The sequence below is a fragment of the Clostridioides sp. ES-S-0010-02 genome, from assembly GCA_020641055.1.
Lineage (GTDB): Bacteria > Bacillota > Clostridia > Peptostreptococcales > Peptostreptococcaceae > Clostridioides.
The window spans coordinates 3,077,640-3,103,410 of sequence record CP067345.1; the positions used below are offsets into that span (position 1 = coordinate 3,077,640).

Below are 25,771 nucleotides of genomic sequence, written 5' to 3' on the forward strand. Positions count from 1 at the left end.
CAAATCTATTTTTTAGTTATATTTGTTATATCATTTTCTAATTTATTTTTGTTATAGTCATTTATCATATCTTTAAGAGTAATTGAATCTATAACATCTTCTATACCCTTTTTCATCTTTTCCCAAACTATTTTTGTTACACACATGTTTGAGTTTTCACAGACATCTTCATCTAGTACACAGTCAGATAATGCAACTGGACCTTCCAATACTACAAGTATATCTCCTACTGTTATGTCTTCAGCATTCTTTGAAAGCAAATATCCTCCTTGAGCACCTCTTACACTTTTTACTAGACCCGATTTTTTTAAAGATGAAAATATTTGTTCTAAGTACTGGTCCGATATTTTTTGCTTTTTAGCAATAAATTTTAATGACACTGGTCCATTATCTTGATTTAGTGCTAATTCAAACATTGCCTTTAGTCCATATCTACCTTTAGTAGACAACTTCATACATTATCACCTCTATATAGAAATCTAATTCATACTGTTTTAGTAGGAATTACTTTCAACATAATTTTATTATACCCTACTAATTTTGTCAAGATTAATTTTAATTTTTTTATTTTGAATAAATCCCCCATTTTCCAATGTTTTCAAATCCTAATTTTTTATATATCTTTCCAGCTTCTTCATTATCATAAAACAAACAAGGCATTTTATTCTCTCTTAAAAGTTCTGAACATAGTTTAATTAAACATTTTGTAGCAAGCCCTCTAGCTCTATATTTAGGATGTGTACCTACTCCAATTATCATTGCATGAGTCCTGTTTTCTGATGTACTCTTTGCCATTGATACTACTTCTTTGTTAATCTCTATACAATATCCTCTACCTGTTCTTAAACCATTTTTTAAACTATCTAAAGTTGTACTGTGGAATTCATCTATCAAATCATAAAGCCTAACTGTTTTCTTTAGATTTCCAAGTCTAATTCTCTTGACCTTTTCATTACAATGATTGTCAACTAAAAATTTTTTAGTTCGAAGCTTACAAAAATCAACTATTTTTAGATTATTAAGTCCTAATCGCTTTGCTAAAGCATCTACAGCACTTATTTTTCCAGAAATTTCTTCGTAATCAGTGTCACAAAGCAATTCATAAAAGCCTTCAACATCATACTCTCCATCTGAATAAAACATCATAAATTCAAAATATTTAAGTAGTACTGCTCTGATTTCACCATTTAAACCTATATCTGCCCATAAATTTAAAAAGTTATTTCCATATCCATATCTTTCAATATCCCCTATTATAAATAAATTGTACTCAGGTTCTTTTTTTAAATATTTCATAACTCTACTATGATAACTTGAGTTAACCTTTATAATCATAATATCTACCCCCGATACATAAAATTCAACTTAAAAATCGCTATCCAAATATTCTAGATATTTCTTTATATTTTTCTCAGTTTTGTTTTCTTGTGGTATGTAGTAAATACTATCTTTTATGCTATCTGGTAAATACTGTTGTTTTACATAATGATTTTTAAAGTTATGAGGATATTTATATCCACATCCTCTACCTATATCTTTAGAACCAGAATAATGAGCATCTTTTATACTGTTTGGTATGTCTTTAACAAATTCTCTATCTAATTCATCTAATGCTTTCATTATTGCCATACATGCAGAATTAGATTTTGGCGATGTAGCTAAAAGAACAGTAGCTTCTGCTAATGGTATTTTTGCTTCAGGAAATCCAAGTTGCATAGCTGAATCTACACAGGCTTTTACAATAACAACTGCATTTGGATAAGCTAAACCTATATCTTCACTAGCTATTACTAAAAGTCTCCTACAGATACTTATTAAATCTCCACCTTTTATAAGTCTTGCTAAATAGTGTATGGATGCCTGCGGGTCACTTCCCCTTATAGATTTTTGAAATGCACTTAAAATATCATAATGACTATCACCATTTTTATCATAGTTTATAATTTTATTAAATGTAGATTTTTTTACTACATCTGAATCTATATAGATTATGTTATCTATATTTGGTTTAGTTGAATAAACTACTAATTCTAAAGCATTTAAAGCCCTTCTCATATCTCCATCAGAGATAATAGCTATATCCTCAATAGCATCATTATTACATTCAATATCCATATAACTATCTTCATTTAAAACTTCAATTGCCCTTCTTAAGCCTTTTTCTATATCTAATTTTTCTAAAGGCTTAAATTCAAATATAGTCGCTCTACTTAGAAGAGCTTTATATACATAATGATATGGATTTTCTGTAGTACTAGCAATCAAAGTTATACTACCATTTTCCATAAATTCTAATATCGACTGCTGTTGTTTTTTATTAAAACTTTGTATCTCATCTATATATAGTAAAACCCCATTTATATTACTTATACTTCCAAGTTCTGCTATTACTTTTTTTATATCTTCTAGTGATGAATTAGTGGCATTTATTTTATAAAAATTTTTATTGCTTTTTTCTGCGACAATTTCTGCTACAGTAGTTTTTCCAACACCTGGTGGACCAAAAAATATCATATTTGGCAAAAAATTAGTCTGTAATATCTTAGACAGTATTTTTCCATTACCAATTATATGACTTTGACCTATTACATCATTCATTGTTTTTGGTCTTATTTTATCTGCTAAAGGCATATTCCCACTCCTATTCAAAAAAATATTTCATGATTATTATCCCAATAATCCGTCTAAAAAAGGTATCTATTTGAAATAGATACCTTTTCTAATCACAATCTATAAAATTTAGATTATTGATTGTTTTTTAATTTTTTTAATTCATCTGTAAGTTTATCATTAAGTATTCTTATATGAGTTCCTTTCATACCTAATGATCTTGATTCTATCACACCTGCACTTTCAAATTTTCTAAGTGCATTTACTATAACTGACCTAGTTATACCAACTCTATCAGCTATTTTACTTGCTACAAGTAAGCCTTCTTTACCGTCTAATTCAGCAAAAATATGTTCAACTGCTTCAAGCTCGGAGTAGGACAGAGTGCCTATTGCCATTTGAACTACAGCTTTTTTTCTCATTTCTTCTTCTAATTCTTCACCTATTGCTCTTAATATCTCAAGACCAACAACAGTTGCACTGTATTCAGCTATCACTAAATCATCATCATTAAATGACATTGAATATCTTGAAAGTACTAATGTTCCAAGTCTTTGTCCACTTCCTAATATTGGTACTACAGTAGTATATTTTTGTAATCTTCCTTGTTCTTCAGGGAAAATCTCTAATATCTTCTCACCATTTAAGTTTTCTAGTGTCTCATCAATTTTTAATAAGTTTTGAGTATATTCTTCTGAGAATTTTTTTTGCTTAGTATATTCGTCTTCTATAACTGAGCTATCTTCAATATCATTTAAATGAAGCCCTAGAACTTTACCTTTTGCACTTACTACATAAACATTAGAATTTAATACATCTCCTAATGCTCCGGCCAGTAAATCAAAAGAGACACTGCTTCCACCACTTGTTTGTAATGTTTTATTTATTTTTCTTGTTTTTTGTAATACTTCACTTGCCATTTAATCATCTCCTCATGAAATTTAGGCCTTTTAATAACCTTTATATTTTCTAATATTATTCTCACTTTTAATGAAAATTTATTTTTATATTAGTTGTTCACACTTGAAAGATTATCATAGTTTGGAACCTTTTTCAAGATAATTATGTGATTTTTTTCAATTTTCACTCTTTTCCGTCATTATGCTCTTTTGACTCTTTGTTACATTCTTTATTGGAGCATACTGTTTTCGTTTCAGATTTAGTCACTTTTTCAACCATATATGAACCACACTTTTCACAAAACTCTCCTGTTGGCTTATTCCAAGCTACAAAGTCACAGTTTGGATAATTAGAACATCCATAAAAAGCTTTCCCTCTTTTGGATTTTCTAAGGATAATTTCTCCTTCTTCACATTTTGGACATTTAACACCAATTTTATTCATAATTGGTCTAGTCGTTTTGCAATCAGGATAGTTTTTACAAGCCATAAACTTTCCAAACCTACCATATTTTATAACCATATTAGAGCCACAGTTTTCACAGATTTCATCAGTTTCTTCATCCATATTTATTTTTTCTATATTCTCAAGTGCTTCTTCAATGGCTTCTTTAAGTGGTGCATATGCTTCAGATACAATTTCTTTCCAATCTGTATTTCCCTCTTCTATGACATCAAGCTTACTTTCCATATCAGCAGTAAAATCTACATCTATAAATTTATGAAAATTATTTTCTAAAATATCAGTAACTATTATTCCAAGTTCTGTTGGGCATAGACTTGTGCCTTGCTTTTCAACATATTCTCTATTTAATATAGTAGCTATTGTTGGAGCATACGTACTTGGTCTACCAATTCCCAGTTCTTCCAATGTTTTTACCAAACTGGCTTCTGTATATCTTGCTGGTGGTTGTGTAAAATGTTGGTCTGGCAATATATTTTCTATACTTAATATATCTCCTTTTTCTATACTTGGTAGAATCTTATCTTCTCTTTCTGAAAAATTGTATACCTTAGTATATCCATCAAATTTCATTTTTGAACCAGTGGCTTTAAATACAATATCTCCAGCCTTACATTCTACATTTAGTATATCGAATACTGAATCCTCCATTTGACTTGCTATAAATCTTCTCCAAATTAAATTATACAGCTTATATTGGTCTTTACTCAATGAAGCTTTTATGCTATCAGGAGTTCTATCAACGGAAGTTGGTCTTATTGCCTCATGTGCATCTTGAACCTTTTTAGTGTCTGGTTTTTCTTTTTTTTCTACAGGGTTTTTATAATAATTTTCACCTAAGTCACTTATTATATAATTCTTAGCTTTTTCTTTTGCTTCATCAGATATTCTCTTAGAATCAGTTCTTATATATGATATAAGACCAACAGTGCCTTCACCTTCTATATCTATACCTTCATATAGTTCTTGCGCTATCATCATTGTTTTTTTAGTAGTAAAAAACAACTTATTTGCACCTTCTTGTTGAAGCATACTTGTTGTAAATGGTTTTGGAGCTGATTTACGTCTTGATTTAGATTCTATCTTTTCAACTTTTAAATCCTTTCCTTCCATTTCTTTTAGTATTTCATTAACAGCATCTTCATTTTCTAATTCAATTTTTTCATCGTTCTTGCCATAAAATTTTAAAGTTATATCTTTATCTTTTGCTGTCTTTGCTTCAACATCTATTGTCCAATATTCTTTTGGAATAAACGCTTTTATCTCTTTTTCTCTATCACAAATTAATTTTGTTGTTACTGATTGTACTCTACCTGCACTAAGACCTTTTCTAACCTTTTGCCATAATATAGGGCTTATTTGATATCCTAAAAGTCTATCCAATACTCTTCTAGCTTGTTGTGCATCTACTAAGTTTATATCAATATTTCTAGGATGCTTAATTGCTTTTTTAATTGCATCTTTAGTTATTTCATTAAACTCAATTCTACAATCATCAGATTCATCTAAATTTAGTATATGAGCTAAATGCCATGATATAGCTTCACCTTCTCTATCAGGGTCAGTTGCTAGATACACTTGTTTAGATTTTTTAGCTTCTTTTTTTAATTCCTTTATTACATCGCCTTTTCCTCGTATATTTATATATTGAGGTTCAAAATTGTTTTCTATATCTACACCTAATTTACTTTTAGGTAAATCTCTAACATGACCAACTGATGCTTTTACTGTATAATGACTTTTACCTAAAAATTTTTCTATGGTCTTAGCTTTTGCAGGCGATTCTACGATGACTAATGTTTTGGCCATAAAACCACACACCCCCACTACCTAATCTTAATTTATACATTTAAACTGTACGTTTTATTATTCATCTCTATTACTAACTCATTTAGTACTAATTCATTGATTATTGAATTTACATACTTTATTTCTATACCAGTATAATCACAAATACTATCTATATGCAAGCTTCCTTCTCTTTTTATAGCTTCAATTATTTGCTTAGACTTGGCATTTAAACTTATATTATCATATTTTTGATTTATTTTTTTATTGATAATATTAAATATGTTATACTCATTCAAAATATCATCTATATTTTCAATTAATTTCGCACCTTCTTTTATAATTTTATGACATCCTCTACTCATTTGAGAATTTATATTACCAGGTACTGCAAAAACATTTTTTCCATGTTCAAGAGCAAACTCTACTGTTATTAATGCACCACTTCGTATTGCTGCTTCTACAACCACTACTCCATCACTTAATCCACTAATAATTCTATTTCTATTAGAAAAATGATATGGAGCTACTGTTGAGTTAATATTATACTCTGATAATAATAGTCCCCCATTTTCTAATATTTTATTTGATAAATGTAAATTTTGTTTTGGAAGAGGGTTGTCTACTCCTGAACCAAGAACCGCTATAGTCTTAGATTTTCCATTCATACAACCTATATGTGAATATGCATCTATTCCTATGGCTAATCCACTTACTATATTAACTCCATATTGAGACAATTGACAACTCATTGTTTTTGCACAATTAATTCCATAAGCTGTAGGCTTTCTTGAACCTACTATAGCTATATTGAAATTATTATTAACTAAACTTATGTCACCTTTGTAAAATAATAACTTTGGAGCATTGTATATATTCTTCAAATTTTCAGGATATTCTTCGTCATATTGGCAAATATATTTAATTGTTTTTTTGTAAAGTAGTTCTTTTATATTTTCTAAATAAGCGTGACCTCTATATTTTACTATATTTTTTCTAATATTCAAGCTTATATTTTTTAAATTATATATTTCTTTTTCAGAAAAATCAAATATATCTTCAATATTTACTATATTATTTTCTATTATTTCAATTGTTTTTGTTGTTATTCCACTAATTGATTTTAACCATAAATAGATATCTTTTTTCTCCATAAAATACACCTCAAAAACTTATTTAAAATAGCTATAATAAGCTCTTCTAAATGAAAAAGCTTCTATAATACACTGTGAATTTATCAACTCTATTCCTTCTAAATCAGCTATTGTTCTTGCCATCTTTAAAAGTTTTGTATAACTTCTACTACTTAAGTTATATTTATTAAATATTACTTTAGCCATTTTTGAAGCTTCTTTTTCTAATTTACAATATTTTAATAAATTAGAAGCCTTAATTTCACTATTATTTTTTATATTATCTTCTTTAAATCTATTTATTTGTATTTTTCTAGCATTTTCTACTCTCGTCTTTATTTTTTGAGAACTTTCTTCTTGTTTTGATGAATTTAAATCATCATATTTTACAGTATTTACTTCTACAAAAATATCAAACCTATCTAATAATGGTCCTGATATTTTATTTATGTATTTATTAATTTCATTACTCCTACATCTACACTCTGTATTTGACATATAATAACCACATGGACATGGATTCATAGCTGCAATTAGTAATACTCTACAGGGATATTTTGTACTATACTTTACTCTAGATATATTTACATACCCATCTTCTATAGGTTGTCTCAAAGTCTCAAGTATTTTCCTATCAAATTCAGCGATTTCATCTAAAAACAAAATCCCCCTATGTGCTAGTGCTACTTCTCCAGGTCTTGCATCTGTTCCTCCACCAATTAAAGACTGCTTTGTAGTTGTATGATGAGGCGCTCTAAAAGGTCTCTTATCGATTATGCCTTTATTTTCATCTATCATACCCAATACACTATAAACCTTACTTACTTCTATCATCTCTTCTATACTTATATCTGGCAAAATTGTTATTACTCGTTTTGCAATCATTGTTTTACCTGAACCTGGAGGCCCAATCATAAGTATATTATGATTTCCAGCAGCGGCTATCTCTGCGCTTCTCTTTATAAAATAATTTCCTCTAACATCCTTAAAATCTTCATCATATTTGCTTTCTTTTGTATCATAAAACTCAGGATATTTACAATATGTATAATCCCCGTTTGTTTCTATTTCTTCATTTAAAAAAGACATTATTTTTTCTTTATCGACTTTTATTTCTCCATTTAAAAACCCTATACATTCTTTTAAACTTTTAATAGGTATTATATCAATTTCTTCTATAAATAAACTTTCTCTTATATTGTCAACTGGTATAAAAATACGCTTTATATTTTGGGTTTTTGCACCTATAATTATTGGTAATATCCCTCTTACTTTTCTTATTTTTCCATCTAGTGATAATTCTCCTATAAACATACTTTCTCTTATATAATTTTCATCTTTTTCTATTAACCCTCTTAAAAGACCTATACTTATTGATAAATCTAAAAAAGCACCTTCTTTTTTTATATCTGCTGGTGATAAATTTACAACAATTCTTGTATTTGGAAATTTATATCCACTATTTATAATAGCTGATTTAACTCTCTCTCTCGCCTCTTTAATTTCCTTACTTGGAAGACCGACAATATTAAAGCTAGGTATACCATTACTTGTATCCACCTCAACCTTTACTAGAAAACTTTCAATTCCTATTAAATTACTTGAGTTAATAATACTTAACATATAATAATCCTTTCCAAACCTTTATCTTTCTTAAAAAGCATTCATTATGTGATTTACTCTTTTTTCTGATAAATAAACTTCTACAATATCAAATCTTATGGGAATATTATGTAAATTATTTTTTGTGATATAGTATTTAGCAATCTCAACTATCTTTTTTCTCTTCTTGAAATTTACAGATTCACAAGGATAACCATACCTTAAACTAGACCTTGATTTTACTTCTACAAATATAATCTCATCATCTATCCTTACTATTATATCGACCTCTCCAATCTTTAATCTGTAGTTTTTTTCTAATAGTTTTGCGCCTTTTGACAATAAATAATTAATTGCTACTTCTTCTCCAAAATCACCTTTTTCTTTGTTATTCATTTTTTACTCCAATACATTAAATTTTTACTTTTTGATTATGGTCAGTATACGATTTAACTATTCAAATTTTTTAGATTGATTTTATTTCTATTAATATTAATAGATACTTCTATTGACTTTATTCTTTTATGATATTATCCTAGTTTTCATAAGGAAAGTTTATTTTTATGGAGGAGTCCTTTTAATGAATAGAAAAAAATTAGTTACTTTTATACGATATTTGTCCCTATTTATAGTACTTGTAAGTTCTTTAAACACTACTGAAAATATATTGTATCCAGTTATAACCATAATAATATTATTTCTAATTATAATAAATAATCAAGTCAGATTTTTTTCTTTATCAAATAATAGTAGACTTGTACTTATTTCTTATTTTTTAGAATTTGCTTTAATTTTCATATTATATAATTGTACAAAGACTTTTAATTCAGTTTACTTTGTTCCTTTAATTTTGGACATATCATTTTTTATAAATGAAAAATACAAATACATATTATTATTTTTCATTATAGTATCTTCTTTTATTATTAGTTTAGACAAAAACTTGTATCTAGCGTTGGAATCAAGTTCAATATTATTGATTATATCTATACTTTCTATATATATAGAAAGTGAAAATATATCTAAATTATACAATCAAAACCTTTATGATAAACTTAGAATTTCTAAAGATAAATTAAAAAAATCTAATTCTGATTTAGAAATTTATGCAAGTTCTATAGAAGAACTAGCCATTTTAAAAGAGAGAAACCGAATATCTAGAGAAATACATGATAGTGTTGGACATTCTCTTTCTACAACAATAATACAGCTAAGTGCTATAGAAAAGCTCTTAACTGATAAGCCAGAAGTATCTGATTTAGTACATGAACTCAGAGAATTCGTAAATGAAAGTTTTCAAGATGTTAGAAGGGCTATATCTGAGTTAAAACCTATTGAATATGAAAATTATCAAAATTTATTTAAAATTAAAGAACTAATTAAAAGCTTTATTAAGCTTACAAATATTAATGTAAGACTAACTATATCAAAAAACACTTGGAACCTATCTAGAGCTCAGTCTATAGCTTTATATAGACTTATTCAAGAATCGCTTTCCAATGCATCAAGACATGGAAAAGCAAGTAAAATCAAAATTTTTATAACATTTAATCCTTCAAATCTTATAGTTACGATTAGTGATAATGGTATAGGATGTGAAAATATAAAAAAAGGAAATGGAATTAACAGTATTAGCGAAAGAATATATGAACTAAATGGAAAAGTTGAATTTGATAATCACAATGATGGATTTACAATTAGAGCTTCTTTTCCCAAATTTTTAGGGGGTGATTTTTTTGAGTAAAATCAAAGTTCTTATAGTTGATGATGAAAAACTAATTAGGAAAGGTCTTAAGATTATATTGTCATCTTATGATGATTTGGAGATAATTGGAGATGCCTCTAATGGATATGAGGCTTTAGAATTTTGTAAGTCAAATGAGGTAGATGTTGTTCTTATGGATATTAGAATGAATATTTGTGATGGTGTTTTAGGTACAAGACTTATAAAAGAATATGATGAGTCAATAGCACTATTAATTTTAACTACATTTAATGATGATGAATATATAAAGGATGCAATGAAATTTGGAGCTTCAGGTTACCTTTTAAAAGACAGCTCTGATGAAGTGTTACATGAGGGAATACGCTCTTCATTTTTTGGCAATGTTGTACTTGACAAAAATGTAATTGAAAAAATTATGTCAGTTGAAAAAACTGTCGAACACGAACATATTTCTAATATATATAATTTAACTGAAAAAGAAATATCCATAGTTAAGTTAATTGCAGATGGGCTTAGTAATAAAGAAATAAGTCAAGAATTATTTTTATCTGAGGGTACCATAAAAAATAATATAACTAATATTTTAGGTAAATTGGAACTTAGAGATAGGACTCAATTGGCTATATTTGCTTTCAAAAATAAAATTGTAATATAATATGTCAATAAAAAAGCTAAACTATAAACAAAATTTTAAAAAACTTAACTTATAATAAATATAAAACTATAAAGTGACTTAAGTCACTTTTTTTAGTGACTTATAGTAATAGAAATACACCTATTAATTCTTTATTATAATATTATAGATTTTTAAATTACACAAAAATATTTTGGGAGGGATTTTTATGGATATAGTTAAAGTAAATAATATAACAAAAAGATTTAATGATAAGTTAGCACTTGATAACATTAGCTTTTCTGTTAAAGAAGGGGAAATATTTGGACTTATTGGTCCAAATGGTGCTGGTAAATCTACACTTATAAGTATAATTACCAATCTTACTTTACCAAATAGTGGTAATATTCAAATAAATGGTATAGATTTGTCAGCAGATCCTATGAGTGCAAAATCTATAATAGGATTAGTTCCACAGGAATTAGCAATTATGGAAACACTAACTCCTTTTGATAACTTAGAATACTTTGGAGCTTTCTATGGATTGAAGGGCAAGTTACTTCAAGATAGAATCAATGAGGCCTTGGAAGTTACAGGTCTAGCTGAAGTTAAAAAGAAAAAAGTAAAAAAATTATCTGGTGGTATGCAAAGAAGATTAAATATTGGGATAGCACTTTTAAACCACCCTAAAATATTAATATTAGATGAACCAACTGTAGGTGTTGACCCTCAATCAAGAAATCACATTTTTAATTTTATAAAAGATATATCTGAAAAACAAAAAACTACTATTATATATACATCTCATTATATGGAAGAAGTTGAACATCTTTGTTCTAAAATCTTTATTATGGATGAAGGTAAAGAAGTTGCTTTTGGGGATAATAATTATCTAAAATCAATAGTATCTACAAGTACAAAATTAATTATGGAAATAAAAAATATAAATGCTCAACTTATATTTGATTTAAAAAATACTAAAGGAGTTATATCTGTTTTAGAAAATACTTCAGTAATAGCATTAGATGTAGATAAAAACTTTCTGCTAACAGATGCACTTTCTGCTGTTGATAAAAACAATTCAAAAGTAGTACGTATATCTTATGAAGAACCTAGTTTAGAAGATGTATTCTTAAATCTAACAGGTAAAAATTTAAGAGACTAATGGGGGTGATTTTATGAAATTATATATAAGTGTAAAAACTATGTTAAAAGGTCTGAAAAGTTCCTTCATGATTAGTTTGCTATATTTCTTGGCTCTTCCTTTACTTTTAGCTTGGTTCCTTGGAATGGTAACAGGAGATATGTTTCAAAATCCTATAAAAACAGAACCTATATCAATCGTTGTATATGACAAAGATAGTTCCAAGTTATCAAGTAATTTGACAAACTTTTTAAAAGGTGATTTATCTTCTGTACTAAAAATAAACAAAGATGATTCTGATGCAGATTTAAAACTTACAATACCTAAGGGATACGAAAACAATATTCTAAATGAAAAATCAAATACTTTAAATATAGAAAAACTTGGAACTAATGATGACTTAGCAATACTACTTCAAAACATATTAGATACTTATCATGAAAAATTATATTTAAATAATTCTCAAAAACTAAGTTCAGAAGATTTTTCTAAGTTGTTTAATAAAAGTTCTATTGCTACTTCTATAATAAAAAGCGATATCGAACAAAACTCATATGAATACTTTGCTTTAGTTTCATTGGGATTCCTTGTAATAATTTTCATAATGAATAATATTTTGTCAAATTATATAAGTGAATCAAAAGGGCTTTCAAAAAGACTTTATTCTATGCCTATAACTAGAGTGCAGTATTTAATTTACGACTTTGTAGGTTTATGGATTTACTCATTTATATTTCTATTATTATATGTTTTATTTTTTAGAATACTAGGAATAACATTTAAAGGTAATCTTGCCATATTGACCTTACTATGTGCTTTATCATCATATTTTATGACTTCGATATCTACTTTTGTAACTAGTTTTTTTAGTAAAAAATATGGTACATTCATAGTTTATATGTTACTTTTCTTACAGACAATTTTTGGAGGTATTTTTAACATGATAAGTGAAACTTTTACTAAGTTTACTAGTTTATCTCCAACTTATTTGATAGGAGCTCTATATAGTGACTATGAAAGCTTCAATACTTTAAGTTCAATAAGTAATTTAATTGTAACATGCTTAGTTGCCTCTACAATATTGATTATATTCTCTATTGTAAAAGAAAAATATAAATGGAGGGAGATTTAATAATGATTAGATTAATTCTTGCAAATATAAAAAGATACATAAAAAATCCTTCTCTTTTAGCTAGTATGGTTATGATTCCTATTATATTAGTTGTTTCTCTTAACCTTTTTTCTAGTAAATCAGACAATCAATCTATGTACTTTTCTCCAGTAGCAGTTGTATCTAACTCTTCAGGAAAATATGAACATAAATTGATAAATAATTCAAAGTTAAAGGAAAACACATTTAGGTTAAATGAAGAAGATAAAGCTATGAACTTACTAAAAAATAATAAAGTTTCTGCAGTATTTGTTTTAGACAAAAATTTTTCAACTGATATAGATAACTTAAAAAGACCTGCTGTTAAATGTTTTAAAACTGAAAATGGTGGTGGTAGTCTTTGGGCAGAATCAGAAATAGAATCTTTTATCAATAATTCTTTAAAATCAAAAATAGATAGAAATCTGGATGAAAAATTAACTAAAACAACTATAGTTGATAGCAAACCTGATAAAAACACAAATTTATTTTTACCAGTTTTCTTAATATGTTATTTTATGTATATTAACGCAGCGCATCTTGCTTCTGACTTATTTTCATTAAAAAAATCAAATGTTTTAAGAAGGCTTATTTCTACAAAACATAAAGATATAAAAATAATTTTTAGCATACTCTTAGGTTTATTTTTTATTCAAGCAATTGTATACACTTTAATACTTGGATGCCTTACATTTGTTGGAGATTTTAAATTAACTCTAAATGTATTAATGATTGTACTAGCAAATAGTTTTGTTTCCACTGGATTTGTATTTTGTATAGCTAGAGTATTCAAAAATGAAAACTCTATAAGCCTTGTAACTACATTTTATTCTTTAATAGGTTTAGCTATATCTATATCTAGTCTGATACCATCAATGAGTGAATTATCATTTATGGCTAATCTATCAAAGCTTACACCTTTTTACTGGACTATAAACGCTATTAAAAGCAATGATAGCATTTTAATAAATGTAATCGTTCTAATACTTATTGGAATAGTATTTGTAACAGCTGGAAGTTTTAAATTAAGAGATTTTGCAAAAAACTAATGATTACTAAATATAGTTAGTATATAATTTTATACAATACTAACATAATATTTCAAGATGTTAAATTATTTTATATTATATTTTTATAGTTAGTTTTATAGTTGGTTTTAACCACTTTTGATGCTAAACTTAGTATTATATATTAATATTTTTGACTTGTCAATAGTTTTATGATATAATATTAATTATTAGATAATTAAAGCATTGTACCCAAATTGCAATATCTAAAATTCAGTTTGGAGGTATAACTAACATATGTATAATATCGGTGAAAGTGTGATGTATCCAAAAGAGGGAGCCTGTTATGTAAGTGATATTGTAACCAAGGAAATAAATAAACATATGCAGAAATACTACGAATTAACTGTCATTTTCAATAGTACTCTTAAAATTTCTATTCCTGTTCTGAATGCTGACAAGATTGGTGTCCGTCCAATTATGAACGAAAATGAAATTGATAATTTTATCCAATCTATTAACAAAACAGATGCTATATGGATTTTTGATAGAAAGAAGCGGCTTAAATTATACCATGATAAATTTCATTCAGGAGATATCTTTGAGATTGTAAAATTAATTAAGATGCTTATGATACAAGATTGTTCAAAACAATTATGTAGTACAGATAAGGACTTTTTAAATAAAGCTCAGAGATTTGCTTTGTCGGAATTAGCTGCTGCTCAATGTAAATCCTATACAATCGTATTAGAAGAAATGAAAAAACATATTCTAAATCCGAAAAATAATAATTAAACCAGTCTTTAAGACTGGTTTTATTTTTTAGATTAATCATATTTACTACCATATTTTACTTTAGATTTCATAATCTAGTGTTCCTAATCTAGTGTTTATAAAGCCATCTTAATTAGAATATATTTTATACAACAAAAAACCAAGTGTAAGTCAGTAATATGATTTACACTTGGTCAACAAAATCTAATCTTCCTCAAGTTCCTTTTTTTCTTCCAATAATACATTCAATTCATTTGCTTCTAAAATCTGTGCTTCTGCAATGTCAAGTAACTCTTGTTGCCATTCCACACATTTATCTTTGTAATCAAAAGGTAGCGTTCTGTCAACTATGTACTTATCGATACATTCCTCCGCACTTTTAACTATTTGCTTTCTCTCATCAATAAATTTTTCCAATTCTACTAAGGCTTCTTCATAAGCTTTTTTACTCATATAAATTCCCCCTTTGTATAATTGTTCTACATTAAAATAATTTTTCCTCTTTTTTGTATAAAAATTTATTTGTATATAACTTTTCCATCAATATCTTTTATAGTTTGACATCCAGTTAATATCATAGAACCACTTAATTCTGATTGAAGTTTATTTACATAAGTTTCTACACCATCAGTTGCTCCACCAAATGAAGCTGTTACAAAAGGTCTTCCTATTAATACTGCATCTGCCCCTAGACCTATCATTTTTAATACGTCCAACCCTGTTCTAACTCCACCATCTGCAAGTATTGTAACTTTACCTTTAACAGCCTCAGCAATCTTTGGTAAAACTTCACATGCTCCTGGAGTACAGTCAAGTACTCTTCCTCCATGATTTGATACAACAATTGCATCTACACCTGCTTCAACTGCCATTAACGCATCTTCTACAGTCATTATTCCCTTTAATATAAATGGTAATTTAGTAGATTTAACTAATTCTTTTATTTGGTCAACATTTTTAGGAAGTACCGGTTTTCCATGTAGTGATAAAGTTACTAAACCACAAGCATCTATATCAACTCCAACTGCAAACGCTCCAGCTTCTTCAGCCAATCTTATTTTTTTTATAATATTTTCATTGTCCCAAGGTTTAATAAATACAATTCCAGCACCATTATACTTTTTAACTACATCTAAATTTTCCATTAAAAATGCATCTACTGCTGTATCTCCAACCATTGCATAGATACCACTATTGACACATCCTGCAACTACTGGTTCTATGTAATCTCTTTCATTTATTTTTCCACCCATATTTAAAGTAGTTCCTGTTACTGGAGCTGCAAATATAGGAGCACTCATTTTTTTTCCGAACATTTCTATAGATGTATCAGGATTTGAAACATCATGTATTACTCTCATATTTACTTTTACTTTTTCTAAACTCTTGCTATTTTCTATAAAAGAAGAACCACTTCCTTTACCTCCCATACCAGGTACTTCACCTGCACAGACAACTCCATTACAAACTTTACAAACTTTACAACTTCCATTTAAATTTTCTCTAGCATTTTTTAATAGTTCATTATAATCCATCTCTAATCCCCCATTAATTATAGTAATTTATATAATATATATTATATCATATTATGTTTATAGTATATTTTTCAAGAAGCTTTTTCTATGTATAGGAGTTATCCCATGTTTTTCAATAGCTTCATAGTGTTCTTTTGTTCCATATCCCTTATGAGATTTAAATCCATATTCTGGATATACTCTATCATATTGATACATTATACTATCCCTAGTAACTTTCGCTAATATACTTGCTGCTGCTATTGATATAGATTTTGAATCTCCTTTTATAATTGGATTTTGAACTATATCAATTCCTGGTATTGTCGCTGCATCAACAAGTAAGTAATCTGGTGTTTGTTTTAAACAATTTATTGCTTTTTTCATTGCCATATACGTGGCATTTAATATGTTAAATTCATCTATTTCTTCGTTATTTACTATCCCTATTCCATAATCTAATGCTTCTTTTTTTATTACTTCAAAAAGCTCATCTCTTTTTGCTTCACTTACTTTCTTAGAATCATTTACGCCTTCTATTTTTGTATTTTTCTTAAACACTACAACAGAAGCTACAACAGGACCTGCAAGTGGTCCTCTTCCAGCTTCATCAATTCCTCCAATATATAAATATCCTTTACTATATCCTTCATTTTCAAACGTATTTATGGTTTCTAATCTTTCTGCTTCTTTTCTAATATTATCTAGTTTCTTAGCAAGTTTTATAGCCAAACTTTGAACAGATTTTCTTTCGTCCACTCTTAATATTTCTATATATTCCATATACTTTTCAACTTCTAAAGCCTCAATTATTTCTTTAATCTCCCTCACACTCTTGTTCTGCATGCTATCCCCTCATCTTTCACCTGTAAAAATATTCTTCTCTTAAATATATTAAAAACTCACTAACTTAGAATTTAATTGCATCCACTATATCCACATTTTAAACATATACTACATCCACCTGTATGTGCTATTCCTTCACTACCACACTCAGGGCATACAAACTTTTCATCTTCTTCAAAATTTTTACTTTTTAATTCTTTGGCTTTTTCTTCTTTATTATCTTTTTCTTCTTTATTATTTTTATGAGACTCTTTTTTATTATCTTCTTTTTTGTTATTTTCTTTTTTATTATCTTCTTTTTTTTCATTTATTAAGATTCCACTCCTTTTGCATCCATCTCTAAATATTGTTACTCCCTTAAGACCAGCTTCCCATGCCTTAACATATATGTTGAAAACATCTTCAATTGTAGTTTCAAAAGGTATATTTATTGTAGATGATATAGAAGCATCAATATACTTTTGCCATACTTTTTGCATATTTATTCTTTCTTCATATCCTATATTCATAGCAGTAACAAAAAAATCTGGTAAACATTCTTCATCTGTAATGCCTTTTTTATCCATATATTCTTTAACTATTGGAGTATATACTTTATAATACACATCTTCATCATGCAAACTTTCAGTTTTTCTTATATATGAAAGATTAAATATAGGTTCTATTCCTCCACTAATACCTATCATTGTAGATATAGAACCTGTAGGAGGTATAGTTAAAAGTTGTGAGTTTCTAAGCCCATACTTTTCAACCATCTCTTTAATATCATCATTTAGGTTTTCTATAAAGAATCTAGATTTAGAAATATTTTCATATTTATACTCACTAAATGTGCCATATTCTTTAGCAATCAAAGCTGATTGTTTTACAGCTTCGTTAAGCATAGTTTTACCAATTAAATCACACAATTCTAAAGATTTATCAGAACCATATCTTATCCCCATCTTTATAAGCATGTCAGCAATACCCATTACACCTAATCCTATTTGTCTATATTTATAGACACTATCCCTTTGTTCTTGTAATGGATGTAAATTTAATCCCTCATCTAATACATCATTTAAAGCTACCACAGCTTCTCTAACACAAGATTTTAACTTATTAATATCAAAGGTAGCATGTTCCCCAAATGGTTGTATTACAAACTCTGATAAGTTTATTGAGCCAAGCAAACAGCTTCCTCCACTTGGAAGTGGCTCTTCTGCACAAGGATTTACACCTGAAAAACAAAAAGACTTATCTTCACTCATAAGGTTATATGTTTTTATTTTGTCCCAAAATAATATTCCTGGTTCTGCATAATCCCAGTTATTTTTAACAAACTTATTAAACAAATCATATGCATTTACTATTTTGACTATTTTTTCTCCAGTAGTTTCAACTTCAAAAGTACAATTATACAGCTTTTTTTCCTTTACAGCTTGCATAAACTCATCTGTTACTCTTACAGAAATATTTGCTTTAGTAACCTTCTCCAAATCAGTTTTTATATCTATAAATTCCTCTATTTCTGGATGATTTACATCCATAGAAATCATAAGAGCTCCTCTTCTACCTCTTTGACCAATCAAACCTGTCGTCATGCTATAAAGTTCCATAAAAGACACTGCTCCAGTTGTATATTTTGCAGCATTATTTACTTTTGCACCTTTGGGTCTTAATTTTGAAATATCAATTCCAACCCCTCCACCATAACTAAAAGTTCTAGCAAGTTTTTTTGCAGTGTCAAAAATATCTTCTATACTGTCTTTTGGTGGCTCTATTACATAACAATTAGAGTAAGTTACTTTTTTACCTTCTTTATGTAAACCTCTATTTGCTAAAATTCTACCTGCAAATAAAAATCTCTTTTGTCTTATTAACTTTGATATTCTTGGACTATTATTTGAAATTCTCTTTATCCATTCATCAAAACTTTCTCCATCGTGTCTATACTTATTTTTCCATATTGATTTTTGTAATTCATCAAACTCCCAAGCCTTATGTCTTATTTCTGAACGTCTTTCTCTATATAATATGTAGTGTTTTGCTATATCTTTTCTATTTGATTCCATAAGTAATACTTCAACTATATCTTGGATTTCTTCTACAGATAAACATTTTTCCATAGAATTATAATCATTAGCAATTTTTCTTGATATATCATATGCTAAATCTCTATCTACTCCACCTTCACTATTTATACTAGCTTTATAGACAGCATCTTCAATCTTACTTTTACTAAAAAGTTCTTTTGTCCCATCTCTTTTTATTATGTACTTCATTTTTAGACCTCCAATAAATTAGTATTACATTAATACACCTATTAGTTGTAATTCTAAACAAACTTTTTTCTATATTTGCATGTTTTCATATTAATTATCTTACACAATATATATTATACTATTTTATATTCAATATAACACGCTTTATAGTTTTCTCAATTAAGTAAATGAATTTTTTATATTCTAAATATCTTCTATTAAAAACTTAAAAATAACATAAAAAAGTATATAAAAGTGTAATTATACTCTTATATACTTTATTTTTTTATAAATTTCATCCTTATTGTTCCATTATTTTCCATTGAAATTATTAATAAATTCTTTATATTTTCCATACAAATATGCTACATCCCATAAATATTATTTGTAAATATATATAACAAAATTCAACCTAACAATAATCTATCTTTAATCTACTTAATTTAATATCCATTTACATATAAATACATATAAAGTTTTACATATCAAAAAGGAATTGCCTCCTAAATGATTTTAATCACTTTAAGGCAATTCCTATATGTATGAATTATTCTTTATTATTGTACAGCTTTACTACTTTGAGATGGAATAAAGTTTCCTATTATCCCTGCTATTACAACTGGAACTACCCAGTTAAATCCTAATGAAGCTAGTGGTAAGCTATTAACTAAAGGTATATTTATACCAAAGCTTGTTGCAACTGTTAATACACTTACTAACAATGCCATATATGCAGCGCATTTAAATACGTTATCATTTTTAATTTTATTACTAAATAATGCTAGTATAACTAGAGTTATAGTTGCTGGATATACCATACTTAATATAGGAGAAGAGAATTTTATTATTGTACTTACTCCAAAGTTTGATATGATTGCACTAAATACACAAACTACTATAACTATATGCTCATATTTTAATTTTCCATCTGTAAGTGTTGAGAAATATTGACCTGCTGCTGAAGAAAGACCTATAGCTGTTGTTAAACATGCTAATGCAACTATAATAGCCAATAGAATTTTACCTGTATTTCCAAGTAATGATGCTGTTATTGAAACTATTAAAGCTGTTTGTTGAACATCTTGTCCATATATCTTAGATACAGTTGCTCCAAGGTAACATAGTCCACCATAAACTAGTGCCATACCTATTACCGCTATAACACCTGCACTTACTGTAGCTTTCATCTTTTCTTTTTCACCTGTATAACCTTTAGCTATTACTGACATGATTATAATTGATGCAAATACACTAGCTGCCAATGCATCCATTGTTTGATATCCTTGAGTTATACCTTCTGCAAATACATTTTGTATTAAAGAAGTATCTCTTATGTCTCCTAGTGGAGATACAATACCTTTAACTATTAATACTGCTAAAGCTATAAGTAAAGCTGGAGTTAAAATTGATCCAACTATATCTACAACTTTTGATGGTCTTATTGTTAAAACCAATACTATAGCAAAGAATACTATAGAGAATATTACTGGGCTTATTCCTGAACCTATTGTAGGTAATATACCCATTTCATAAGTTGTTGCTGCTGTTCTAGGTATTGCCAAAAGTGGCCCTATACAGATTACCATTGCACATCCTAATACAATACTTAATCCTTTACCAGCTCTTGAAAACATTTTTGATGTGTCCCCATTAAACTTAGTTGCTGCTATAACTGCTAATAATGCCAAACCACCATCTGCGAAAAGGAATCCTATGAAAGCTACTAGCCAGCTACCTCCGGATAAAACTCCTAGATATGGAGGGAATATTAAGTTCCCAGCACCAAAAAACATTGCAAATAGTGCAAATCCAATTACAATTACATCTTTAAACTTGATTTGTTTCTCACCCATTTAAAGCACCCCCATTTGAATTTTACTACTTTTTATTACATTTTACCAAAAAATAAGTCCAATCTCTTCTTAAATGAAAACCTTTTGACGAGATTTTATTTAATTATACATTTTTGACTTAAACTTGTCAATTATGTTTCATAATTTATAAAATCTTCGCAATATTTAGTACAACTTTCTTAATTAAATAAAATTAACATGTATACTTTAAACATATATGCTTTTTTTATTTTTATTTAATTTTTCTTGACAAAATTAAAACTTTTAAATCATCTTAATTGTGCGACTTTTTCAATTATTTGCATTATTTCCAATTTATATTGCTTTATAGACAATATTAATGTATACATCACTCTCCTTTTTGTTTTGTATAATCTTTTAATTTCAATTTAAATTTTAAATATTTTGTGTTTATTATATAATCTGAAAAAAAAGCAGTCAATATGATTTTTAATTTTTTTAATTTTCAAAATTATGATACTTAGAAAATCGTTTTCCTTTTGTCATAACTTCTATTTACGTTAATTCTTGTAGTATTTTGTATTTATTTTGCTAAATTCACTATTAATTTTACGTAATTCCAATTCTACACTTATAGACTTTTTACTTGCTAGAGTGCTTCCAAATCATTTTTTCTGAAAATTTTTTATTATGATTTGTTGATTTATTTTTCTTCATAGAAACTATATTATAAGTTCCAACTTGTTAAAACTTTGCAGTTGCTAGTATTCATCTTAGTTTACTTATTTTTTAGAATTTACTAAATAATCTTAATATAATCCAATTAAAAAACAATTTAGTAATTTACATAAGTTATTTATATGTTCAAATGCCTTAAATTTTATTTTATTATTTTATTATTGTCACAATTTTATTTATATAATATTTTTGTAAAAGTCAACTAATACACATATCTGAACTTCTAATATTCCTTTAAATAGCTTTTATAAATACTCATTATTGTTAAAAAATAAACATTATTTTTTTTTAATACTTCTAGCTAATTTTTACTATATTAAATGCAAATAATTAGTATATACTCAAAAATAAAAAGAGTTATCTATATAAATAGTTTCATTTATTATAGATAACTCTTTTATTTTCAGATGCTTATATTTCAATTAAATAAGTTTTAATTTGTACCAAGTGTATTAGATTGACTCTTTGATGGTATAAAATTACCAATTATTCCAGCTATTATAACTGGAACTACCCAGTTAAATCCTAATGTATGAAGAGGTAAAGAATTTACTACTGGAACGCTTACTCCATAACTAGATATAACTGTTAATATACTTACAAGCAATGACATATATACTGCTCCTTTGTATACATTATCATTCTTAATTTTTTCATTAAAGAAAGCCAATATTATTAAAACAATTGATGGTGGATAAACTATACTTAGTATAGGAGATGCTATCTTTATTATAGTTCCAACACCAAAAGATGCTACTACTGCACTGAATACAGATACGGCTAATACTATTTTTTCATAACTTAACTTACCTTTTGTAAGTCTAGAAAAATATTGCCCTGTTGCAGATGTAAGACCTATAGATGTAGTTAAACATGCTAGAGATACAACTATTGCTAAAATAACTTTTCCAACATTTCCAAGTAATCCTTGTGTTATATTTACTATTACTTGTGATTGTACTGCATCTGTTCCATACATTGTTGATACAGTTGCTCCAAGGAAACACAATCCACCATAAACTAGTGCCAATCCTCCACAAGCAAGAATACCTGCTTTACCAATCATCTTTAACTTTTCACTAATACTAGTATATCCTTTTTCATTTAGAGATACTATCAGTACTGATGCAAGTGCTATTGCTGCAAATGCATCCATTGTCTGGTAACCTTGACCAATACCTTCTGCAAATACATTAGGTATCATAGGTTTATCTATTACCTCTCCAAGAGGAGATATAACACCTTTTATAATTATAAATGCTAAAGCTATTAGAAGAGCTGGAGTTAAAAACTGTCCAACTATATCTACGACCTTAGATGGTCTTACTGTTAATACATATGATATCGCAAAATAAACTATACAGAATAATAACACTGGAATTGAGCTTCCAAATAAAGGCATCATACCCATCTCATAAGTTGTTGCACCTGTTCTTGGTATAGCTAAGAATGGTCCTATACATAAAATATCTACACAACCTATAAGAATTCCCAATTTCATACCACATCTTTTAAACATTTCTACTACGTTTCCATCGAATTTAGCTGTAGCCATTACTGCTAGAAGTGCCAAACCAGCATCGGCAAATGTAAATCCTAAGAAGGCAATTAACCATTCTGGACCTGTAATTATTCCCAAGTATGGTGGAAATATTAAGTTACCTGCTCCAAAGAACATTGCGAATAATGCAAATCCAAATACTATTACATCTTTGGTCTTACCCATTATAAAATCCCCCTTTTTAACCTTATTAAATTAACAAAATTTCTCAATTGTTCACGTTTGCATAAATAAATTAACTAAAACAATAAGAATCTATTATTAAATTAATAAAATTAAATAAATTAAATTTTTAATATATTGTATTTATTTGTGCTTATTATATATTATATGAAACAAGCACGTCAATATACCAAAATTGCAAATTATCATACTGATTTTAATTTTCAAAAAATTAGGTATATTTGTCTTAAATTAATATTTTTGAAAGTTTTCTAATCTAATTTATACTTTCATGTGACAATTTTTGTCTATATTTCAGAAAAGAAAAAAAACCTTTTAAAAAAAGGTTTTTTTTTACTTATAATATTAATTTTTTAACCCAGCTTTAAAATCTATCTTTTAACACTCTCTGGTACTTCTAGTGTTATATTGCCTATCTTTCCATCTCTAAACTCATTTAAGACAGTTACAGCTATGCGTGTATAATCAAGTTCTTTCCCACCTGTTATGAATCCTCTTTTATGACCAATCATATCCATTGTTTCAATTGGAGTTTCTCCTAAAGAATCTAATTTATATCTAGCTTTCAACTTTTCTGGCTCTATTATCATAAGTTTTTCTATAAGTCTTAAAGCTAAGGTCTCAACGTCTAAAATCTCATCTTTTATAGCTCTACTAAATGCTAAGTTTAAAGCAACTTCTTGGTCTTCAAACTTTGGCCAAAGTATTCCAGGTGTATCTAAAAGTTCAAGATTTCCCTTTAATCTAACCCATTGCTTACCTTTAGTTACTCCTGGTTTATCTCCTGTTTGAGTGCTTTTTCTACCTGTTAATTTGTTTATAAGAGATGATTTTCCTACATTTGGTACACCAACTATCATTATTCTTATAGCTCTTTCTTTTCTTCCTTTATCTTTTAAAGAACTCATTTTTTCTCTAGTTACATTCTTACATTCTTCTACTATCTTATTTACACCTACACCTTTTAATGTATCTACTGGTATAGCTTTTATGTTATTCTTTTTGTAGTACTCAATCCATTGATTTAACTTATCTCTATCTGCCATATCACTTTTATTTAATACAACTACCCTAGGCTTATCTCCTACAAGCATATCTATATCTGGATTTTTGCTACTAAATGGTATTCTAGCATCTAAAAGTTCAACCACTACATCAATTAGTTTTAAGTTATTTTTTACTAATTCTTTGGTTTTCTTCATATGGCCTGGATACCAGTTTATATGTAGATTATTATCCATAAGATACTCTTCATATTCATTTGACATGTATATCACTCCTTTAAAATAGTATGTTATTATTACCTAATTTTACTAAAAAATATATCTACTTAAAACCTTACATTGTCACCCTTTTAACATCATACTTTACATAATATTATCTTCTTATTTTTAGTATTATTTCAAAATATAATCCAATATTTATTGATTTTATTTTCAATTTTAAAATTCCTAAATCTATCAATAAATAGTATATTTTCAACAAATAATCATATCTGCTTACAATTTAATTATTTGTTATGATTTCAGTTAAAATAGAAAGAGGACTGATAAATCAGCCCCCCATTTATAAGTAAAGTTTTTAATTATCTATTTCTAGCTTCTTTTATCTTAGCAGCTTTACCTACTCTACCTCTTAAGTAGTTTAGTTTAGCTCTTCTTACTTTACCTTTTCTAGTTACTTCTATTTTTTCTATTTTTGGAGAGTGAACTGGGAAAGTTCTTTCTACACCAACATTGAAAGACATTTTTCTAACTGTAAAAGTCTCTCTTGCTCCTCCACCTTGTCTCTTTAATACTACACCTTCGAATATTTGTATTCTTTCTCTTTTACCTTCTATAATTCTAACGTGTACTTTAACTGTGTCCCCAGGTCCAAAATTAGGAACTTCATTTTTTAATTGTTCTTGCTCAATTGCTCTTAGCATTTCATTCATCTTTCTTCCTCCTAAATATCATAGACG

The 25,771-nt window shown here is 27.6% G+C and carries 22 protein-coding genes; 6 read left to right on the forward strand and 16 right to left on the reverse strand.

Annotated features, from left to right (window positions below):
* Positions 1-5: 5 nt before the first annotated feature.
* The 8 genes from JJC01_14350 to JJC01_14385 form a co-directional block, all read right to left on the reverse strand.
* A complete protein-coding gene (locus tag JJC01_14350; protein UDN57346.1) occupies positions 6-455 on the reverse strand; it encodes an Rrf2 family transcriptional regulator in 450 nt (149 codons plus the stop codon).
* Positions 456-564: 109 nt separating this feature from the next.
* Positions 565-1,335, reverse strand: a complete 771-nt coding sequence (locus JJC01_14355) for a GNAT family N-acetyltransferase (protein ID UDN57347.1) — start codon at positions 1,333-1,335, stop codon at positions 565-567.
* A gap of 30 nt (positions 1,336-1,365) precedes the next feature.
* Entirely contained in the window at positions 1,366-2,631 is a 1,266-nt protein-coding gene (locus JJC01_14360; protein UDN57348.1) for a replication-associated recombination protein A, read from the reverse strand.
* A gap of 113 nt (positions 2,632-2,744) precedes the next feature.
* Complete coding sequence (codY, locus tag JJC01_14365) at positions 2,745-3,530, reverse strand: GTP-sensing pleiotropic transcriptional regulator CodY (protein ID UDN57349.1); 786 nt, start codon at positions 3,528-3,530, stop codon at positions 2,745-2,747.
* 163 nt (positions 3,531-3,693) lie between these two features.
* Positions 3,694-5,781, reverse strand: coding sequence for a type I DNA topoisomerase (topA, locus tag JJC01_14370; protein UDN57350.1), 2,088 nt, complete (start codon positions 5,779-5,781; stop codon positions 3,694-3,696).
* A gap of 32 nt (positions 5,782-5,813) precedes the next feature.
* A complete protein-coding gene (dprA, locus tag JJC01_14375) occupies positions 5,814-6,914 on the reverse strand; it encodes a DNA-protecting protein DprA (GenBank protein UDN57351.1) in 1,101 nt (366 codons plus the stop codon).
* An 18-nt stretch (positions 6,915-6,932) separates the two neighbouring features.
* Positions 6,933-8,516 (reverse strand): YifB family Mg chelatase-like AAA ATPase, encoded by a 1,584-nt coding sequence (locus tag JJC01_14380; GenBank protein UDN57352.1) that lies wholly within the window; start codon positions 8,514-8,516, stop codon positions 6,933-6,935.
* Between the two features lie 30 nt (positions 8,517-8,546).
* Entirely contained in the window at positions 8,547-8,891 is a 345-nt protein-coding gene (locus tag JJC01_14385) for a YraN family protein (GenBank protein UDN57353.1), read from the reverse strand.
* Between the two features lie 184 nt (positions 8,892-9,075).
* Between JJC01_14385 and JJC01_14390 the strand changes: the two genes are divergently transcribed.
* From JJC01_14390 to JJC01_14415, 6 genes are all read left to right on the forward strand, one after another.
* Positions 9,076-10,239: a sensor histidine kinase gene (locus JJC01_14390; protein UDN57354.1), complete on the forward strand. Its 1,164-nt coding sequence runs from the start codon at positions 9,076-9,078 to the stop codon at positions 10,237-10,239.
* Positions 10,232-10,876, forward strand: coding sequence for a response regulator transcription factor (locus JJC01_14395; GenBank protein UDN57355.1), 645 nt, complete (start codon positions 10,232-10,234; stop codon positions 10,874-10,876). Before JJC01_14390 ends, JJC01_14395 begins: the two co-directional genes overlap by 8 nt.
* A 187-nt stretch (positions 10,877-11,063) precedes the next feature.
* Positions 11,064-11,999 (forward strand): ABC transporter ATP-binding protein, encoded by a 936-nt coding sequence (locus tag JJC01_14400; protein UDN57356.1) that lies wholly within the window; start codon positions 11,064-11,066, stop codon positions 11,997-11,999.
* Positions 12,000-12,012: 13 nt separating this feature from the next.
* A complete protein-coding gene (locus tag JJC01_14405; GenBank protein ID UDN57357.1) occupies positions 12,013-13,110 on the forward strand; it encodes an ABC transporter permease in 1,098 nt (365 codons plus the stop codon).
* Between the two features lie 2 nt (positions 13,111-13,112).
* A complete protein-coding gene (locus JJC01_14410) occupies positions 13,113-14,177 on the forward strand; it encodes an ABC transporter permease (GenBank protein UDN57358.1) in 1,065 nt (354 codons plus the stop codon).
* Positions 14,178-14,432: 255 nt separating this feature from the next.
* A complete protein-coding gene (locus JJC01_14415; protein UDN57359.1) occupies positions 14,433-14,930 on the forward strand; it encodes a CarD family transcriptional regulator in 498 nt (165 codons plus the stop codon).
* Positions 14,931-15,113: 183 nt separating this feature from the next.
* On the opposite strand, the gene JJC01_14420 is transcribed toward JJC01_14415, so the two are convergent.
* The 8 genes from JJC01_14420 to rplS form a co-directional block, all read right to left on the reverse strand.
* Positions 15,114-15,362, reverse strand: a complete 249-nt coding sequence (locus JJC01_14420; protein UDN57360.1) for a hypothetical protein — start codon at positions 15,360-15,362, stop codon at positions 15,114-15,116.
* A 65-nt stretch (positions 15,363-15,427) separates the two neighbouring features.
* Positions 15,428-16,444 (reverse strand): alpha-hydroxy-acid oxidizing protein, encoded by a 1,017-nt coding sequence (locus tag JJC01_14425; protein UDN57361.1) that lies wholly within the window; start codon positions 16,442-16,444, stop codon positions 15,428-15,430.
* A 57-nt stretch (positions 16,445-16,501) separates the two neighbouring features.
* Positions 16,502-17,269: a ribonuclease HII gene (locus JJC01_14430; GenBank protein ID UDN57362.1), complete on the reverse strand. Its 768-nt coding sequence runs from the start codon at positions 17,267-17,269 to the stop codon at positions 16,502-16,504.
* Between the two features lie 71 nt (positions 17,270-17,340).
* Positions 17,341-19,533 carry an adenosylcobalamin-dependent ribonucleoside-diphosphate reductase gene (locus JJC01_14435; GenBank protein ID UDN57363.1) on the reverse strand — a complete coding sequence of 731 codons (2,193 nt, stop codon included), beginning with the start codon at positions 19,531-19,533 and terminating at the stop codon, positions 17,341-17,343.
* 536 nt (positions 19,534-20,069) lie between these two features.
* Complete coding sequence (brnQ, locus tag JJC01_14440; GenBank protein ID UDN57364.1) at positions 20,070-21,365, reverse strand: branched-chain amino acid transport system II carrier protein; 1,296 nt, start codon at positions 21,363-21,365, stop codon at positions 20,070-20,072.
* 1,132 nt (positions 21,366-22,497) lie between these two features.
* Positions 22,498-23,790 (reverse strand): branched-chain amino acid transport system II carrier protein, encoded by a 1,293-nt coding sequence (brnQ, locus tag JJC01_14445; GenBank protein ID UDN57365.1) that lies wholly within the window; start codon positions 23,788-23,790, stop codon positions 22,498-22,500.
* 389 nt (positions 23,791-24,179) lie between these two features.
* Positions 24,180-25,076 carry a ribosome biogenesis GTPase YlqF gene (gene ylqF, locus JJC01_14450; GenBank protein UDN57366.1) on the reverse strand — a complete coding sequence of 299 codons (897 nt, stop codon included), beginning with the start codon at positions 25,074-25,076 and terminating at the stop codon, positions 24,180-24,182.
* 317 nt (positions 25,077-25,393) lie between these two features.
* Positions 25,394-25,744, reverse strand: coding sequence for a 50S ribosomal protein L19 (gene rplS, locus JJC01_14455; GenBank protein ID UDN57367.1), 351 nt, complete (start codon positions 25,742-25,744; stop codon positions 25,394-25,396).
* Positions 25,745-25,771 lie beyond the last annotated feature (27 nt).

Bases quoted from the DNA above. Each gene is read 5' to 3' on its own strand.
- JJC01_14380 (UDN57352.1), bottom strand. From the start codon at position 8,516: ATGTTAAGTATTATTAACTCAAGTAATTTAATAGGAATTGAAAGTTTT.
- JJC01_14435 (UDN57363.1), bottom strand. From the start codon at position 19,533: ATGAAGTACATAATAAAAAGAGATGGGACAAAAGAACTTTTTAGTAAA.
- JJC01_14350 (UDN57346.1), bottom strand. From the start codon at position 455: ATGAAGTTGTCTACTAAAGGTAGATATGGACTAAAGGCAATGTTTGAA.
- JJC01_14410 (UDN57358.1), top strand. From the start codon at position 13,113: ATGATTAGATTAATTCTTGCAAATATAAAAAGATACATAAAAAATCCT.
- brnQ (UDN57364.1), bottom strand. From the start codon at position 21,365: ATGGGTGAGAAACAAATCAAGTTTAAAGATGTAATTGTAATTGGATTT.
- JJC01_14355 (UDN57347.1), bottom strand. From the start codon at position 1,335: ATGATTATAAAGGTTAACTCAAGTTATCATAGTAGAGTTATGAAATAT.
- ylqF (UDN57366.1), bottom strand. From the start codon at position 25,076: ATGTCAAATGAATATGAAGAGTATCTTATGGATAATAATCTACATATA.
- codY (UDN57349.1), bottom strand. From the start codon at position 3,530: ATGGCAAGTGAAGTATTACAAAAAACAAGAAAAATAAATAAAACATTA.
- brnQ (UDN57365.1), bottom strand. From the start codon at position 23,790: ATGGGTAAGACCAAAGATGTAATAGTATTTGGATTTGCATTATTCGCA.
- JJC01_14385 (UDN57353.1), bottom strand. From the start codon at position 8,891: ATGAATAACAAAGAAAAAGGTGATTTTGGAGAAGAAGTAGCAATTAAT.
- JJC01_14425 (UDN57361.1), bottom strand. From the start codon at position 16,444: ATGGATTATAATGAACTATTAAAAAATGCTAGAGAAAATTTAAATGGA.
- JJC01_14430 (UDN57362.1), bottom strand. From the start codon at position 17,269: ATGCAGAACAAGAGTGTGAGGGAGATTAAAGAAATAATTGAGGCTTTA.
- JJC01_14415 (UDN57359.1), top strand. From the start codon at position 14,433: ATGTATAATATCGGTGAAAGTGTGATGTATCCAAAAGAGGGAGCCTGT.
- JJC01_14405 (UDN57357.1), top strand. From the start codon at position 12,013: ATGAAATTATATATAAGTGTAAAAACTATGTTAAAAGGTCTGAAAAGT.
- JJC01_14420 (UDN57360.1), bottom strand. From the start codon at position 15,362: ATGAGTAAAAAAGCTTATGAAGAAGCCTTAGTAGAATTGGAAAAATTT.
- topA (UDN57350.1), bottom strand. From the start codon at position 5,781: ATGGCCAAAACATTAGTCATCGTAGAATCGCCTGCAAAAGCTAAGACC.
- JJC01_14360 (UDN57348.1), bottom strand. From the start codon at position 2,631: ATGCCTTTAGCAGATAAAATAAGACCAAAAACAATGAATGATGTAATA.
- rplS (UDN57367.1), bottom strand. From the start codon at position 25,744: ATGAATGAAATGCTAAGAGCAATTGAGCAAGAACAATTAAAAAATGAA.
- JJC01_14390 (UDN57354.1), top strand. From the start codon at position 9,076: ATGAATAGAAAAAAATTAGTTACTTTTATACGATATTTGTCCCTATTT.
- dprA (UDN57351.1), bottom strand. From the start codon at position 6,914: ATGGAGAAAAAAGATATCTATTTATGGTTAAAATCAATTAGTGGAATA.
- JJC01_14400 (UDN57356.1), top strand. From the start codon at position 11,064: ATGGATATAGTTAAAGTAAATAATATAACAAAAAGATTTAATGATAAG.